This window comes from Nocardia sp. Marseille-Q1738 (assembly GCF_965283145.1).
This window is the reverse complement of record NZ_CBDIMS010000006.1, coordinates 79917-95365: the sequence shown is the minus strand read 5'-3', so window position 1 is coordinate 95365 and position 15449 is coordinate 79917. Positions and strand designations below refer to the sequence as shown.

The window sequence follows — 15449 nt, the reverse complement described above, 5'->3', positions numbered from 1 at the left end:
GAATCTGCGGCCGCTGCCGTGCGGTCGGCTGTGGAAGTGACGCAGATGTTGCGCCAGCCGTCTCATTCGGTCGCGCGCAGTGATCAGCGCAGCAGATCACTGCCATGCCCGGACGAGTTCTTCTGGCCCCCAGTACATTGCCAGCGGCAAGTTCTCTGCGATACCGGATCGGGAGACAGCAACGAGTCGGGTTTCGTGATCGGTTCCGGGCACCGCAAGCAGCGAGCGGGCAAGGTTGTCATAGTCATGACGGTCGAAGGGCCGGTCTTCGAGCCACTTGATGGAGCCGACGAAATGTATTGCCCTGGCAACGGGTTCGCGATCGGCGCCGACAAGGTCGATTTCGGGATTGTTCTGTCGGTTCCACCAGCCGCCGACCGCCTCGGTTTCCGGCCACCGTTCATCAGGCAGCAGACGCATCAGGGATTCGCGGACCAACGGTTCGATAGCACGTCCGCGCCATGTGGTCCATGAGCGTTCGATGCGGGTCAGCGCGACATCGCCACGGCCGCGTTCGATGAGTGGGATGCCGCGTTGCAGGAAGGCCAGCCAGAACCGGAGATAGGAGTCGGCGATTCGATAGCGCTTGTTCTTCGTGTCCGGCTTGGTGGACAGCGGAAGATCGCTCGCAACGATTCGCTTGGCCTGCAACATGTTCAGTAGTGGATTGAGGGTGCCTGCTGGCAGTGCGTTCGCGCCACCGGCTTGTGCGGCGATGGTGCTGAAGGTTCGTTCGCCGCTGCCGATGGCTTCGAGGACCGCGCGCGAGCGCATTCCCTCCGGGAACTCGCCGAGCAGCGACAGCTCGCCCGCCACAAGCAAGGGAGCCAGCGGGTTCGCAGCTGCGTCGCGCAGAAAGTCGGTTCGGCTCATTCCTGGGCGCCACGAGCTGACGATCTCAGGGAACCCGCCGGTGATCAACAGCGCGTCGACGCTTTCGGCGGCATTGAGGCCGGTCATGGCCTGCACATCGGCTAGGTGCAGTGGTTCGACGGTCATTTTCGTCGCGCGTCCGAAGAACGGACGGTCGCGGGATCCGAGCGCCTCCATGACCGAGATGTCGCTGCCGACCAGGACGAGAAGTACCGGCTTGGCCGACAGGTGGCGATCCCATACGGTCTGCAACGCGCCTTCGAACTCCGGATCCTGTTCGACCAGCCACGGCACCTCATCGATAACCGCGATACAGGGCGCGTCATCTGGCAAGGCGATCGCAAGGGACCGAAGAGCTTGATTCCAGTCGCCGGCCTGCAACCCGCTGACCAGTTCTGCGCTCCCAAACGCGGACTGAGCGACCGTGGCGGTGAACTCCTCCCGCTCGGAGACTGGGTTGCGGCCGCGCGTTGCCTGGAAGACCAGGTAGGCGCGGTTCGACCGATCACAGAATTCCTGGACGAGCCGTGATTTTCCGACCCGTCGGCGACCGGTCACTATGACCGCACGGCCCCGGGTGGTGCCGGTGCCGTCGATCACCGAGTCCAGCTGACGAATGAGCAGGTTGAGGTCGGCGGATCTTCCTGTGAACTCCATCCGGCTCCTAAACTAAGGCTGTATCTTACTAAGATCCAATCTTAGTTTATCCGCGCGGCCGCCCAGTCCTCCGGTGTTTCTCGGTTCAGCCGAGGAAATTCTCGAGCAGCGGAATGGTCTCGGTCGGGCAATCCTCGTGCACGGTGTGACCGCAACCGGGCAGTACCGTGGCGGTGGCGTTCGGGATTCGTGCGGCCAGGCGTTCGGCCTGGGTGGCAGGCAGCCATTCGTCGGCGCCGCCCCACAGGACCAGGGTCGGGGCGGTCACCCTGGCCAGGTCGGCGTCGGTGCGGCGGTAGTCGAGGTTGCGCCAGAGTGCGAGGAAGCCGTCGCGGTTGTCGGGGCGCGAGAACGGCGGCCACAATTCGTCGATCATTTCGTCGGTGACGAGGTCCTTGTGGTGGAACGTGCCGCGGATGCTGTCGGCATAGAAGTCGCGGGTGGTGAGTTTCGTGGCGAGCTCGCCGAGTATCGGCGTCTGGAACAGAGGTGTGACGGGGGCCTTTTCGGCGTTGAGGCCCGGCGAATCGAGCAGGGCCAACCGGTCGACTCGCTCGGGGTGCTGCTCGGCGAAGTACAGGCTCCACGCGCCGCCCCACGAGTGACCCACCAGGGCAGCGTGATTCAGGCCGACGGCGTCGAAGAAGGTGCCGATGGCCTCGGCCATGGACGGCAGATCGAACGCGAAGCCGGGACGGCGCAGTTCGGTAAAGCCCTGGCTGGGCAGATCGACCGCATAGACGGTGTGCTGCCGCGCCAGCGCGGGAATCACGTCGCGCCACGAGTACTGCCACAGCCCACCACCCGCGATGAGCACGACCGGCGATCCCTGACCGGTCACCGTGTAATGGAATCGGGCCAGATCGGTCTCGGCATAACGGGAATCGATGCGGTCGAGGTAGGCCGGACGGTCGGGCGAGCCCGGCGGGTTCCAGGCGTAGGCCGCCGGCAGCGCGATCGCGAATAGCGCGGCGACGACGGCGGCGAGTCCGAGGGCGAGTCGGCGGGCCCAGATACTGATCCTCATGGTGCACTCCATGGTTGGCTGAGTTGGTCTCGATTAATGGACGAACTACTGCCCGGCGACGTGATGCGCTGTGGTCGGACTCACAGCGCCGACCCCGGCAGCTGATCGAGAAAATCAGCGATGAGCGGGCCGAGCTCGGCCAGAGGGTTTTCCAAGGCGGAGTGGCCGGTGTCGAGCGACCCGCCCATCCCCGTCGCCGCTGGTGCTCACCACAACACCGCGGCACGCGCCACGTCCTGAGAACCGACCACCCCAACCGCGAAGCCGTGCTGCGCTATACGAAATGCATCCGAGCGAGCAGTACGGTGCACGACCTCGATGGCGGACCCGGATCGCGCCGCGTCACAGTGACGCTGTTCTTCGCGGTCGCAGTGTCACCGAGAAAACTCGCGGCAGCGAATGGTTGTGCGGCAGTGCCGCGGATCCACGCGCCGCGCGTAGTCAGCCGGACATGCGTCGGCCCTCGCGCATGAAGAGTGCGCGCGAGGGCCGAAACTGTTCAGTAAGCGGTCAGGAGCCGAAACGGGCCAACACGGAGCTGGCCTCTTGCGAGGCGGTGCCTTCCTCGGCGAGGTGAGCCATTTCCGGCGCGATTTCCCGGCCGTGGTGCGCCATCGCCTGGGCGTACAACCGGCCTGCTCGATAGGACGAGCGGACCAGGGGGCCCGCCATGACACCTGCGAAGCCGATTTCCTCGGCCACCTTGGAGTGCTCGACGAACTCTTCCGGCTTCACCCAGCGGTCGACCGGGTGGTGACGGGGAGAGGGGCGCAGGTATTGGGTGATGGTGAGGATGTCGCAGCCTGCCTCGTGGAGGTCACGCATGGCCTGGGTGACTTCCTCGGGGGTTTCGCCCATGCCGAGAATGAGGTTGGACTTGGTGACCAATCCGGCTTCGCGGGCGGCGGTCAGGACCGCGAGGGAGCGCTCGTAGCGGAAGGCGGGGCGGATGCGCTTGAAGATGCGCGGGACCGTTTCGAGGTTGTGCGCCAGTACTTCCGGGCGGGCGGAGAAGACCTCGGCGAGTTGGCCGGGGTCGGCGTTGAAGTCGGGGATCAGCAGTTCGACGCCGGTGTGGGGGTTCAAACGCTTGATGGCGCGGACGGTTTCGGCGTAGAGCCAGGCGCCGCCGTCTTCCAGATCGTCGCGGGCGACGCCGGTGATGGTGGAGTAGCGCAGGCCCATGGCCTGGACGCTTTCGGCGACGCGGCGGGGTTCGTCGCGGTCGAGAGCGGCGGGCTTGCCGGTGTCGATCTGGCAGAAGTCGCAGCGGCGGGTGCACTGTTCACCGCCGATGAGGAAGGTGGCCTCGCGGTCTTCCCAGCATTCGAAGATGTTGGGGCAGCCTGCTTCTTCGCACACCGTGTGCAAGCCCTCACGTTTCACCAAGCCCTTGAGTTCGGAGTACTCGGGGCCCATGGTGGCGCGGGTGCGGATCCACTTGGGTTTGCGCTCGATCGGGGTTTCCGCGTTGCGGGCTTCGATGCGCAGGAGCTTGCGGCCGTTGGGTGCGGCCGCGTTGTGGGGTGTCGGGGTGTCGACTGAGGTCACTTGATCGACCTTACGCCGTCGCGGTGGGGGGCTGCGGGGTGGTGTCCGCCGGGGTGACGCGGGAAATATTGTGCTCCGTGACCGGCAGTTCGCCGTCGAGGGCGCGGATGATGGCGTCGGTCACCAACGGCTTGATCTCGGCCACGGTCACCTCGCGGCCGAGCTCGCGGGTCAGGGTGGTGACGCCCGCGTCGCGGATACCGCACGGGACGATGGCCTGGAAGCCGTCCATGGCGGAGTTGCAGTTGAACGAGAGGCCGTGCAGGGCGACACCGCGCTGCACGCGCACACCGATCGCGGCGATCTTGCGTTCGGCGTACAGCTCGGTCGCGGGCAGCCAGACGCCGGAGCGGCCCTCGACCCGGCCGCAGACGACACCGAGGCCGGTGCAGACGGTGATCAGGGCCTCCTCGAGGCGGCGCACGTAGTTGACCACGTCGACCGGCTCGGCCAGCCGCACGATCGGGTAGCCGACGAGTTGACCGGGGCCATGCCAGGTGATCTTGCCGCCGCGGTCCACCTGGACGACCGGGCTGCCGTCGATCGGCAGATCCTCGGCCTCGGTGCGGCGGCCCGCGGTGTAGACCGATGGGTGCTCGAGCAGCAGCAGATGATCGGCGCCGTTGCCCTCGGCGCGCTGGTCGGCGATGGTGCGCTGCAGCTCCCAGGCGGCGTGGTAGTCGATGAGTCCGAGATCCTCGACCACGATCGGGGTCGTATCGAATCGGGCGGACAGGGTCGTGCGCGTGTGGTTCACGACCATGACGGTACGCCCACGAGGATGTCCGATTCCAGCACCTCGATGTGGGAACCACCACAGGCCTGCCAGGTTTGCCGGACGACAGCTGGATGGATGGGCGGCAGCAATGGCGCCCGAGTTTGGGTGCCGAGTGTGCGGGGTAAAAAGCCGAACGCTGGATGTCACACGAAAGAGGAAAGGGTTCTACGTTGATCAACGCCAGAAAGCCGATCGCCGTGTGTGCGGCGGCTATCGGGATCACTGCCGGAGCGGCGGTATTCCTCCCGGCCACCGCGTCCGCAGCAACATATGGCGGTCAGTGCGGTGAAGGCTTCACGGTGATCGACTCACACGAGTTGAAGGGCGGCACGGTCTTTCTCACCTACAACGGTAGGACCAACTGCGTGGTCACCGTGCGGGACAAGCCGGGCGAGCCGATATCGATGGGCGCCGCTGTGCGGCAGTCGAAGGACCACTCCCAGGTGGTCGTGAACGACGACCGCGTCTTCACCGAATTCGCTTATGCGAAGGTCGAGGCGGAAGGCAAGTGCATCGACTGGGGCGGCCGCATCAAGGATGACATCTTCGAGGAATTCGGAGTGCACTGCGGCGACTGAGCCCTCGTTCATGGCCTACCGACGGAGCAGCCGTCGGTAGGCCATGAACGGGACAGACGAAGAGGCCGACGTCCGTGCAAGGAATAGACGACGAGTTCGACCGTCTCAGTCGACGCTGACCGGCAGGGTCAATTGCATCAGCGTCAAATCCATCCAGCGCCCGAACTTGTGGCCTACCTCGGGTAACACGCCGACCGTGCGGAACCCGAATCGTTCGTGGAGCTGGATCGACCCGGTATTGCTTGATTCGATGGCGGCGACCATGGCGTGTACCGTGCCCGCGCGGCGCGCCCGTTCGATGAGTTCGGTGAGCAGCGCGGTGGCGATGCCGCGGCGGTGGAAGCGGTCGTCGACGTAGACCGAGTTCTCCACGGTGAAGCGGTAACCCGACTTGGTGCGCCACGGGCCGTAGCTCGCATAACCGGCCACTTCGCCGTCGATGTCGGCGACCAGGACCGGCAGACCGGCGCCGGTGCGGTCGCGGTACCAGGTGGCGCGGTTGTCGAGACCGACCTGCTCGGTGTCCCAGATCGCGGTGGAAGCGGCGATGTTCGCGTTGTGGATGACGAGGATCGCGGGCAGGTCGCCGGGATTCGCGTCGCGAATGACGGTGGCGGGCCTGGTGTCGAGTTGGTCGGTCATCGATCGTCTCCGGATCGTCCCACCGCGGCCGCCAGCGCGGCGCCGATGGTGGGATGCTGGAACTGGTAGCCTGCTTCCTCGAGAGCTGTGGGGATCGCCCTGGGGCCGTGCAGGATCGCCTCCTGCGCCAGTTCGCCGACCAGCGCGCGCAACATGAACGAAGGAACCACCAGGGGAGTGGGCCGGTGCAGCGTGCGCCCCAGCGCCCGGCTGAACTCGGCATTGGTGACCGGTGCCGGACCCACCACGTTGATCGGGCCGGACACCGTGTCGTGAGTGAGGGCGAACAGGATCGCGCCGATCTCGTCGGCCATCGAAATCCACGGTGTGTATTGCCGGCCGTTGCCCAGCCGACCGCCCAACCCGAGCGAGTACAGCGGTTGCAGCATGCCGAGCATGCCCCCGGTGCGGGACAGGACGACCGCGCTGCGCAGCAGCACCGTGCGCACACCGGCCGCGGCGGCGGGCTCGGTGGCGTTCTCCCAGTCCCGGCACAGGGTGGCCAGGAAACCGGAACCAGGGGAGGAGGTTTCGGTGACCACCCGGTCGCCGGTGGCGCCGCCGTAATAGTGCACGCCGCTGGCATTGAGCAGCACCGGCACGTTCGCGGCGACGACCGCGTCGGCGAGCACGTCGGTGGGCGTGATCCGGCTGTCGCGCAACTCCTGTTTGAAGCTGCCGGTCCAGCGGCGTCCGCCGACGCTCGCGCCGCACAGGTTGACCACGGCGTCGGCGCCGCGAAGCGCTCGCTCGTCCAGGTCGGCGCGGGTGGGGTGCCAGGCGAATTCGTCCGGTCCCGCCACCTTTCTGCGCACCAGCCGGGCGACGTCGTGCCCGTCGCGGCGCAGGGCCGCGACGAGCGCCGTCCCGATCAACCCGGACGAGCCGGCGATCACGACCTTCATACGTGCCGTGGAACCTTCCTACAGACCGAGATCGGCCTCGAACGCCGCTTCCTCGAGCCGGTGCCGGATCGTGGTCAGGAAGCGACCGGCGTCGGCGCCGTCGATCAGGCGGTGGTCGTAGGTGAGCGGCAGGTAGCACATCGAGCGGACGCCGATGGACTCGTTGCCGGTCTCGTCGGTCACCACCACCGGGCGCTTGACGATCGCGCCCGTGCCCAGCATGGCCGCCTGCGGCGGAACCAGGATCGGGGTGTCGAACAGCGCGCCCTGGCTGCCGATGTTGGTGATCGTGAAAGTGCCACCGGCCAGCTCGTCGGGCTTGAGGCCGCCGTTGCGGGCGCGATCGGCGATGTCGGCGATGGCGCGTGCCAGACCGGCCAGGGACAGGTCGCTGGCGTTGTGGATGACCGGGGACAGCAGGCCCTGCTCGGTGTCGACGGCGATGCCGAGATGCACCGACGCGTGGTAGGTGATCTCCTTGGTGGACTCGTCGTAGCTGGCGTTGACGTTCGGGTGCACGCCGAGCGCCTCGACGACCGCCTTCGCGAAGAACGGCAGGAACGTCAGGTTGACGCCCTCGCGCTCGGTGAACGTCGCCTTGGCCTGCTTGCGCAGCGCGGCGATCTTGGTGACGTCGGCCTCGTGCACCTGGGTGAGCTGCGCGGTGGTCTGCAGCGACTCGCGGGTCTTGGTCGCGGTGATCTGGCGGATGCGGTTGGCCTTCTGCACGGTGCCGCGCAGGTGGGCCAGCTGCGGGCGCGCCACGGCCGGGGCGGAGGGCGCCTTCGCGGCGGCCGGAGCTGCCGCGGCGGGAGCGGCGGCCGGAGCCGGGGCCTTCTTCGCCTCGGCGGCGGCGAGCACGTCCTGCTTGCGAATGCGGCCGCCGACACCGGAACCGGTGAGGGTTGCGAGATCGACGTTGTGCTCTTCGGCCAGCTTGCGAACCAGGGGGGTGACGTAGGGGGTTGCGCCGTTGGCGGATTCGGCGGCCGGAGCGGCGGCGGCCGGTGCAGGCGCGGGGGCCGGAGCGGGCGCCGGAGCCGGAGCGGGCGCCGGAGCGGGCGCGGGCACCGGAGCGGGCGCCGGGGCCGGAGCAGCAGCAGCCGGGGCCGGAGCGGGTTCGGGCTTCGGAGCGGGAGCCGGGGCCGGGGCAGGAGCCGGGGCGGCAGCCGCCGGAGCGCCGCTGCCGATCACGCCGAGCTGTCCACCGACCGGCACGACGTCGTCTTCCTGCGCGGAGATCTCCAGCAGGGTGCCCGCGACGGGCGACGGGATCTCGGTGTCGACCTTGTCCGTGGAGACCTCGAGCAGCGGCTCGTCGACGGCGACCTCGTCACCGACCGACTTCAGCCAGCGGGTCACGGTGCCCTCGGTGACCGACTCGCCGAGCTCGGGCATCTTCACCGGAGTGCCCTCGGCGGTGCGCGCAGCGGCGGGCGCGGCGGGGCAGCCTGAGGTTCGGGGCGGGCGCTTCCTGCGCGGGGCGGGCGCCTCCTGCGGGCAGCGGGAGCCGCGGCCTCCGGAGCGGGCGCGGGCGCGGCCGACGCGGCCTCACCGGGCCCGCTGATGACACCGAGTTCGCCGCCGACCTCGACCACGTCATCTTCCTGCGCGACGATCTTCGACAGGCACCCCCGCCGTGGGGGACGGGATTTCGGTGTCGACCTTGTCGGTGGAGACTTCGAGCAGCGGCTCGTCGACCTCGACCGTGTCTCCTTCCTGCTTCAGCCACCTGGTCACCGTTCCCTCGGTGACGCTCTCACCAAGAGCGGGCATCTGGACGGAGAAGGCCATGTCCGTTGACTCCTCTGACTGCTCGACGGGGTTCTACAACAGTTGATCTCGCTGCGGACTCCCGGTGCGGGTCGCGCCGGAGGTCCGGAAGCCACCGATCATTGTGCGTGGCACCGGAGATCCGTGTGGTTCTTGTACCGCGGTCCATCCTTGCACTCGCTCGCAAGCCATGTAGCACAGGGCGGCGAACTGCGCGGAGCTGGCAGTATGGGAAGACCGGCGGTGAACATTCTCCGGTGCAGGAAAGGAGGTCGGCGTCGTTGAGTTTGCTGGATCGTTTCCGCGGCGGCGCGGCCCGGGGTGGTGGCCCTTTACGTGGGCGTTCGGTGCGCGGGGAGGACGCCCGCTACCTGGCCGACTGGGTGCGCGCGCACGAGGGCGTCGAAGGCTACGTCGAACCGAAGACCACGGTGACCGATGTCACAGTAGTGCTTATTGCCGCTGATGGTGAATGGACACGCCGGATCGTCGGCGAGCGTGGTGCGCAACGGCTTGCCAAAGATTTGCACATCCCCGTCTACGACGTGCGCAAGACCGGATATCCGCAGCGGATGCGCGACTACGACGCCCGCAAGCGGGTGGAGCGGAAGCGTGCGCTGGAGCGGGATCTGCTCGGTGACGGCTGACGGGTGCGGTGCGTCGTCCGGAGTTGCCCCGGACGACGCACCGCGACGTCACTCGGCGGCGATGGACTCGAGCACCGCGATCAGCGTGCGGACCGGGACACCGGTGCCGCCCTTGCCGATGTAGCCGAACGGGCCGCCGGTGTTGTACGCCGGACCGGCGACATCGAGATGGGCCCACTGCACGTTCTCGGGGACGAACTCCTTCAGGAACAGCGCGGCCGAGAGCATGCCGCCCCAGCGGTGCGGCGCCACATTGGCCAGGTCGGCGATCTTGGAGTTCAGATCGGCGCGCAGCTCGCTGGGAAGCGGCATGGCCCACCCGTTCTCGCCGACCTCGCGGGAGATGCGGGCGACCCGGTCGCGGAAGTCGTCGGTGCCCATCACGCCGGGTGTGCGGGTGCCGAGTGCGACCATCTGCGCGCCGGTCAGCGTGGCCACGTCGATCAGGTAATCGGGCTCGTCCTCGCTGGCACGAACGATCGCGTCGGCCAGGATCAGGCGGCCCTCGGCGTCGGTGTTGAGCACCTCGACGGTGGTGCCGCCGTACTGGGTGAGCACGTCGCCGGGGCGCTGCGCGGTGGCCGACGGCATGTTCTCGGCCATCGGCACCGTGGCGGTGACGGTGATCGGCAGGCTGAGCCGGGCGGCGAGCAGCGTCGTGGCGATCACGGCCGCGGCGCCGGCCATGTCGGAGGTCATGTTCTCCATGTTCTGCGCGGGCTTGATGGAGATGCCGCCGGTGTCGAAGGTGATGCCCTTGCCGACCAGCGCGACCTTCTTCGGCCCGCCCGCGTAGGTGATCCGGATCAGGCGCGGCGGGCGTGAGGAGCCCTTGCCGACCCCGAGTACGCCGCCGTAACCGCCTGCTTCCAGGGCTTTCTCATCGAGCACCTCGACGGTGAGCCCGGCGGCCTCGGCGAGTTCCTTGGCGCGGGAGGCGAACTCGGCGGGGAACAGGTGACTGGGCGGGGTGTTCACGAAATCCCGTGCGGTGGCGACGGCTTCGGCGGTGACCTGCGCATGGAACAGCGTCTCCTCCCCGAATCCGGGCTCCGGCACCAAGAGCTCGACGCGGGCCACCGGCCGTTCGTCCGGCTTGGGCGCGGACTTGTCCGACCGGAACGGCGTGAACGAGTAGGCGCCCAGGTAGAAGCCCTCCGCCGCGGCGCCGACATCGAGGCCGGACAGCGTGGTCACGACCAGTTCGGTGCCGGACAGCGCGCGGGCCGCGACGCCGGCCGAGCGGCGGATCTGCTCGGCGTCGAGTTTGTCGGCGGCGCCGAGGCCGACGGCGAGCACGCTGGACACCCCGTCCAGCCCGGCGGGGGCCGGAATGCGCGTCAGCTCCTCGGCCTTGCCCTTCGCCCCCACGGTGCCGAGCTGGTCGAGCAGTTCCGCGCGCACGTCGGCGGTGAGCACGTCGCCGAACAGGTCCTCGGGCACGATGGCGGGGCCGTTCTCCGAGGAGGTCAACCCGATGACGAGCACATCGGTGTCCGCGCCGATGGTCTCGGTGCGTGCCAGTTCCGGTCCGAGCGAGCGATCTGCAACAGCGGTCATTGGCACAGGTTATTCGGTCGATTCCAGATGGCGCACCGCGACGCCGTCGAGCAGCAGTTCCACCGCGGTGGCGAGCAGGTCGTCGAAGTCCATGGCGAAGCCGGAGCCCTCGTCGCCGAAGAAACGGTGCAGGACCGGGCGCACCGCGGGGTCGAGCAGCTCGGCCAGATCGTCGCGCAGCGCGGGCGCGTCTCGGGGATCACCGAGACGGTCGACGCGCTCCGAACTCCACAGCAGCGCGAGTCCCTGGACCACGCCCGACAACGCGAGATAGATCGCGATGACGGTCCGCCGGTCCAGGTCGGCACGGTCGAGTGCGGCGAAGTTTCGTTCCAAGATGTCCAGCATCGCGGGACTCACCGGCGGACGGGTCCGCGCCAGGAGCGGAAGCATCCACGGGTGCTCGCGGTAGAGGCGCCATTCTTCCTGCGCTTCGTGCCGCAGCCGACCACGCCAGCCGCGGCAATGCGGCCCCGGTGGTGGGATCTCGTTCAGCATCAGCTCGGCCATGCTCGCCAGCAGCGCTTCCCGGTCGGGGAAGTGGCGGTAGAGGCTGGCGGTCGCGACACCGAGCGCACTGGCCAGGCGGCGCATGGTGAGGCCATCGATGCCGTCCTGGTCGGCCAGTTCGACAGCGGTGCGGGCGATGCCGACCTTGGTGAGCCGGGTCGGGCGGGTCGCGCGGCGGACCGGGACGGACGCGCGGCGGGCGCGGTAGGCACGGGCCTGGCAGGACCGGGAGCAATACCTGCGCCGACGGCCGCGGGCGGGCTGGGCGAGTTCGTCGCGGCAGATGGCGCACGTCATGAGGACTCTCATTTCGACACACGAACAAGTGTGACGAAATGCTAGCAAAGTGGCTCTGGCCTGCATAGTTTTGCGAGCAAGCACAATGTTCACATCGAAAGGATCGGTCATGGAGATCACCACTCGGCAGGCGAGTGTCACCGACCGCGACGCGCTCATCGAGGCGTTCGGCGCGGCCAGCGCGGACGAGGTGGTGACGGCCTGGGTGCTGGAGGGGCAACAGGATGCGGGCGTGCGGACCGCCTTCGTGCCGGGATTGATCGACCGCGCGTTGCGGGACGACGAGATCTGGGTGGCGGGGGCGGGCGAGGAGATCTGGTCGATCTCGATCTGGCAGCACGTCACGTCGGTCCAGCGGTTCGCCGACGAGGCCGCCGAAATGCGGACGATGGCCGATCAGGCGCCGGGCTCGCGGGTGCTGGAGCGCGTCGCGCTGGTGACCGATCTGCTCGCCAGGGAACACCCGCGCGAATTCCCGCACCGGTACCTGCAAGTGATCGTCACGGTGCCGGAACATCGTGGCAAAGGGGCAGGTGCGGCGATCCTCGCCGATCGGTTGAAGGCGGCGTCCGAAGCATCCGTCCCGGCATTTCTGGAAGCGAGCACGGAACGATCCGCCCGCCTGTACAGCCGGTCCGGATTCGCCCGAACCGGAACGACTCACACGCTCCCGGAGAACGGTCCGACCCTCATCCCGATGTGGTTTCGCCCTTGACACGAGTCGCGTCCGGCAGATCGCGACTCGAGGGGCCGTCGGCGCTTCCGCGACGACTCGGCGTCTCTGCTCCGGATAAGCTCGGCTGGTGACCGAGACGAGCCTGCTGCGAGGACCCATTCATACCGTGCACGTCGAATTGGGTGCCACCTTCGCGCCGTTCGGCGGCTGGGAGATGCCGGTTTCCTATGCGGGGACGGTGACCGAGCATCAGGCGGTCCGCACGACGGTCGGGCTGTTCGACGTCAGCCATCTGGGCAAGGCGACCGTGCGCGGGTCCGGCGCCGCGGCGTTGGTGAACTCGGCCCTCACCAACGATCTCGGGCGGATCCGGCCGGGCAAGGCGCAGTACACGCTGTGCTGCGCACCGGACGGAGGCGTGATCGACGACCTGATCGCCTACTACGTGAGCGACGACGAGATCTTCCTCGTGCCGAACGCGGCCAACACCGCGGCGGTCGTCGCGGAACTGCACAAGGCCGCGCCCGAAGGCGTCACTGTGACAGACGAGCACCGCGACTACGCCGTGTTCGCCGTGCAGGGCCCGCGCTGCACGGAGGTGCTGACCGCGCTCGGCCTGCCCACGGACCTGGAGTACATGGCCTACGCCGACGCCGAATGGGACGGTCGCCCCATCCGGGTGTGCCGCACCGGCTACACCGGCGAACACGGCTACGAGCTGCTGCCGCGCTGGGACGACGCCGAACCGCTGTTCCGCGCCCTGGTCGATCAGGTGCGCGCCGCCGAGGGACAGGTCGCCGGGCTCGGCGCCCGCGACACGCTGCGCACCGAGATGGGCTACCCGCTACACGGGCACGAACTCTCCCTGGAGATTTCGCCGGTGCAGGCTCGCTGCGGCTGGGCGGTCGGCTGGAAGAAGCCGGAGTTCTGGGGCAAAGCCGCGCTGGAGCAGGAGAAGTCGGTCGGGCCGCGCCGGATCCTGCTGGGACTGAAAGCACTCGACCGCGGCGTACTGCGGCAGGGACAGACCGTGCTGCGCGAGGGTGAGCCGGTCGGCGAAACCACCTCGGGCACCTTCTCGCCCACCCTCAAGGCTGGCATCGCCTTGGCCCTGCTCGACACCTCGGCGGCGATCGAGCCCGGCGCCCAGGTCGACGTCGACGTCCGCGGCCGCCGCCTGCGCTGCGAAGTCGTCCGCCCACCGTTCGTGGACATCAAAACCAAGTAGTCGGCGTCCGGGCAGCAGGTTGGTGCCGCGCGGACACGGCAGGCCGTGCGGATCGTCAACGAGTCGGCTTGACCGCTGCCGCGCTGGCGCTGCCAGAGAGGCTGGGTTGGCAATTGAGCGCGGGGCGACCGAACACCGACCGAGCGAGTCGGCGTGGACCGCGGTGATCGCCGCTTCCGCCGCGCGGGTGCGGCGGGCTGTGGGGACCCTCAGCGAATTCGGCTGAAACCCTGCCCCGCTGGGGCGACCAGTTGTCAATCGAGCGCCGGGGTACGACCCACCACGTGCGGACAAATACGGCGTGGATGGCGAGCGACGGCCGGTTCGTGCCCGCGGGCGCGGCGGGCCGTGCGGAGTGAGGAACCGGCTGAAACCCTGCCCCCGCTGGGGCAACCAGTTGTCAATCGAGCGCCGGGTGCGATCACCACGTGCGGACAGGTACGGCGTGGATAGCGAGCGACGGCCGGTTCGTGCCCGCGGGCACGGCGGGCGGTGCGGAGTGAGGAACCGGCTGGAACCCTGCCACGCTCGGACCGACCAGCAGGCGGCCGTTGGGCAATCGAGCGTGGCGTGCGACCGGGCAGTTACCTGGCAAGCAGGGCGTGGACCGTGAGTAGATGACCGAATCGGTCCGGATAGTATCGTCGCCATGACCGCTGCCGCACAGTTCACCCGTGTTCCGCATCCCGCGCCCGTTCCGGCGCAGCGGCGACAAGAGGTACTGGCGGCGCCCGGGTTCGGGCGGTACTTCACCGACCACATGGTCTCCATCGATTACGTCGACGGGGCGTGGGCGAACGCGCGGGTCGAGCCGTACGGCCCGCTGTCGTTGGATCCGGCGACGATGGTGTTCCATTACGGCCAGGCCATCTTCGAGGGACTCAAGGCCTACCGCCAGAGCGACGGCAGCGTCTCGTGCTTCCGCATCGACGCCAACGCGGCGCGTTTCCGCAGGTCGGCTCGTCGCATGGCGATGGCCGAGCTGCCCGACGAGCTGTTCGTCGAGTCGGTGCGGCAACTGCTCGAGGTCGACCGGGACTGGGTGCCCGCGGCGGGTGGCGAGGAGTCGCTGTACCTGCGGCCGTTCATGTTCGCGACCGAAGCGGGCCTGGGCGTGAAACCAGCCGCCTCGTACAAGTACCTGCTGCTGGGTTCCCCGGCGGGCGCGTACTTCCCGCGCGGCGTGAAGCCGGTGCGTGTGTGGCTGTCGACCGAATACGTGCGCGCCGCGCCGGGCGGCACGGGTGAGGCCAAGGTCGCGGGCAACTACGCCGCCTCGCTGCTCGCCCAGGCCGAAGCATCGGCCAAGGGATGCGATCAGGTGGTGTGGCTGGACGCCTGCGAGCGCCGCTATGTCGAGGAGATGGGCACCAACAACCTGTTCTTCGTCTTCGGATCCGGTTCCGAGGCGCGCTTGGTCACCCCGGAGCTGTCCGGCTCACTGCTGCCGGGCATCACCCGTGACTCGCTGCTGACCCTGGCCGCCGACTCCGGCTACCCGGTCGAGGAGCGCAAGATCTCCGTCGAGGAGTGGCGCAAGGGCGCCGAATCCGGTGAGATCACCGAGGTTTTCGCCTGCGGCACCGCCGCGGTGATCACCCCGGTCGGCTGGGTCCGCTCCGGCGAAGGCGAGTTCACCATCGGCGGCGGCGAGCCCGGCGAGGTCACCATGGCCCTGCGCGACACCCTTACCGGCATCCAGCGCGGCACCTTCGCCGATATCCACGGGTGGATGCGCCGGATGTGA

At 68.4% G+C, this 15449-nt stretch carries 13 protein-coding genes and 1 pseudogene; 5 read left to right on the top strand and 9 right to left on the bottom strand.

The features are described 5' to 3' along the window. Positions 1–96: 96 nt before the first annotated feature. The 4 genes from ACWPXK_RS22125 to lipB form a co-directional block, all read right to left on the bottom strand. Positions 97–1530: an ATP-binding protein gene (locus ACWPXK_RS22125; RefSeq protein ID WP_454198088.1), complete on the bottom strand. Its 1434-nt coding sequence runs from the start codon at positions 1528–1530 to the stop codon at positions 97–99. Between the two features lie 85 nt (positions 1531–1615). Beyond that, positions 1616–2557: an alpha/beta fold hydrolase gene (locus ACWPXK_RS22120; RefSeq protein ID WP_454198087.1), complete on the bottom strand. Its 942-nt coding sequence runs from the start codon at positions 2555–2557 to the stop codon at positions 1616–1618. 510 nt (positions 2558–3067) lie between these two features. Next, positions 3068–4108, bottom strand: a complete 1041-nt coding sequence (lipA, locus tag ACWPXK_RS22115) for a lipoyl synthase (RefSeq protein ID WP_454198086.1) — start codon at positions 4106–4108, stop codon at positions 3068–3070. A gap of 10 nt (positions 4109–4118) precedes the next feature. Continuing rightward, complete coding sequence (lipB, locus tag ACWPXK_RS22110; protein WP_454198085.1) at positions 4119–4871, bottom strand: lipoyl(octanoyl) transferase LipB; 753 nt, start codon at positions 4869–4871, stop codon at positions 4119–4121. A 314-nt stretch (positions 4872–5185) separates the two neighbouring features. Between lipB and ACWPXK_RS22105 the strand changes: the two genes are divergently transcribed. Beyond that, positions 5186–5464, top strand: a complete 279-nt coding sequence (locus ACWPXK_RS22105) for a hypothetical protein (protein ID WP_454198084.1) — start codon at positions 5186–5188, stop codon at positions 5462–5464. A gap of 105 nt (positions 5465–5569) precedes the next feature. Here the strand turns inward: ACWPXK_RS22105 and ACWPXK_RS22100 are convergent, their stop codons facing one another. The 3 genes and pseudogenes from ACWPXK_RS22100 to sucB all read right to left on the bottom strand — a co-directional run bounded on the left by ACWPXK_RS22100 (position 5570) and on the right by sucB (position 8805). Then, a complete protein-coding gene (locus ACWPXK_RS22100) occupies positions 5570–6106 on the bottom strand; it encodes an N-acetyltransferase family protein (protein WP_454198083.1) in 537 nt (178 codons plus the stop codon). After that, on the bottom strand, positions 6103–7011 hold the full coding sequence (locus ACWPXK_RS22095) for a TIGR01777 family oxidoreductase (protein ID WP_454198082.1): 909 nt from the start codon (positions 7009–7011) through the stop codon (positions 6103–6105). The genes ACWPXK_RS22100 and ACWPXK_RS22095 overlap by 4 nt, the downstream gene beginning before the upstream one ends. Positions 7012–7029: 18 nt before the next feature. After that, positions 7030–8805, bottom strand: a pseudogene (gene sucB, locus ACWPXK_RS22090) (2-oxoglutarate dehydrogenase, E2 component, dihydrolipoamide succinyltransferase). A gap of 260 nt (positions 8806–9065) precedes the next feature. On the opposite strand from sucB, the gene ACWPXK_RS22085 reads away from it, so the two are divergent. Further along, positions 9066–9431, top strand: coding sequence for an oxidoreductase (locus ACWPXK_RS22085; RefSeq protein ID WP_454198081.1), 366 nt, complete (start codon positions 9066–9068; stop codon positions 9429–9431). Between the two features lie 48 nt (positions 9432–9479). On the opposite strand, the gene ACWPXK_RS22080 is transcribed toward ACWPXK_RS22085, so the two are convergent. Both ACWPXK_RS22080 and ACWPXK_RS22075 read right to left on the bottom strand, forming a co-directional pair. After that, a complete protein-coding gene (locus tag ACWPXK_RS22080) occupies positions 9480–10991 on the bottom strand; it encodes a leucyl aminopeptidase (protein WP_454198080.1) in 1512 nt (503 codons plus the stop codon). A gap of 9 nt (positions 10992–11000) precedes the next feature. Further along, positions 11001–11798 (bottom strand): TetR/AcrR family transcriptional regulator, encoded by a 798-nt coding sequence (locus ACWPXK_RS22075; protein ID WP_454198079.1) that lies wholly within the window; start codon positions 11796–11798, stop codon positions 11001–11003. Positions 11799–11907: 109 nt separating this feature from the next. On the opposite strand from ACWPXK_RS22075, the gene ACWPXK_RS22070 reads away from it, so the two are divergent. From ACWPXK_RS22070 to ACWPXK_RS22060, 3 genes are all read left to right on the top strand, one after another. Next, the gene (locus ACWPXK_RS22070) at positions 11908–12513 is read left to right on the top strand and encodes a GNAT family N-acetyltransferase (RefSeq protein ID WP_454198078.1); all 606 of its coding nucleotides are present in this window, start codon (positions 11908–11910) and stop codon (positions 12511–12513) included. Between the two features lie 88 nt (positions 12514–12601). Beyond that, a complete protein-coding gene (gene gcvT, locus ACWPXK_RS22065; protein WP_454198077.1) occupies positions 12602–13702 on the top strand; it encodes a glycine cleavage system aminomethyltransferase GcvT in 1101 nt (366 codons plus the stop codon). A 649-nt stretch (positions 13703–14351) separates the two neighbouring features. Then, positions 14352–15449 carry a branched-chain amino acid aminotransferase gene (locus ACWPXK_RS22060; RefSeq protein WP_454198076.1) on the top strand — a complete coding sequence of 366 codons (1098 nt, stop codon included), beginning with the start codon at positions 14352–14354 and terminating at the stop codon, positions 15447–15449.

What these genes read in the sequence shown, in the direction of transcription:
- ACWPXK_RS22125 (WP_454198088.1), bottom strand. Translation starts at nt 1,530, where the DNA reads ATGGAGTTCACAGGAAGATCCGCCGACCTCAACCTGCTCATTCGTCAG.
- ACWPXK_RS22060 (WP_454198076.1), top strand. Translation starts at nt 14,352, where the DNA reads ATGACCGCTGCCGCACAGTTCACCCGTGTTCCGCATCCCGCGCCCGTT.
- lipB (WP_454198085.1), bottom strand. Translation starts at nt 4,871, where the DNA reads ATGGTCGTGAACCACACGCGCACGACCCTGTCCGCCCGATTCGATACG.
- ACWPXK_RS22100 (WP_454198083.1), bottom strand. Translation starts at nt 6,106, where the DNA reads ATGACCGACCAACTCGACACCAGGCCCGCCACCGTCATTCGCGACGCG.
- ACWPXK_RS22095 (WP_454198082.1), bottom strand. Translation starts at nt 7,011, where the DNA reads ATGAAGGTCGTGATCGCCGGCTCGTCCGGGTTGATCGGGACGGCGCTC.
- ACWPXK_RS22080 (WP_454198080.1), bottom strand. Translation starts at nt 10,991, where the DNA reads ATGACCGCTGTTGCAGATCGCTCGCTCGGACCGGAACTGGCACGCACC.
- ACWPXK_RS22070 (WP_454198078.1), top strand. Translation starts at nt 11,908, where the DNA reads ATGGAGATCACCACTCGGCAGGCGAGTGTCACCGACCGCGACGCGCTC.
- ACWPXK_RS22075 (WP_454198079.1), bottom strand. Translation starts at nt 11,798, where the DNA reads ATGACGTGCGCCATCTGCCGCGACGAACTCGCCCAGCCCGCCCGCGGC.
- ACWPXK_RS22120 (WP_454198087.1), bottom strand. Translation starts at nt 2,557, where the DNA reads ATGAGGATCAGTATCTGGGCCCGCCGACTCGCCCTCGGACTCGCCGCC.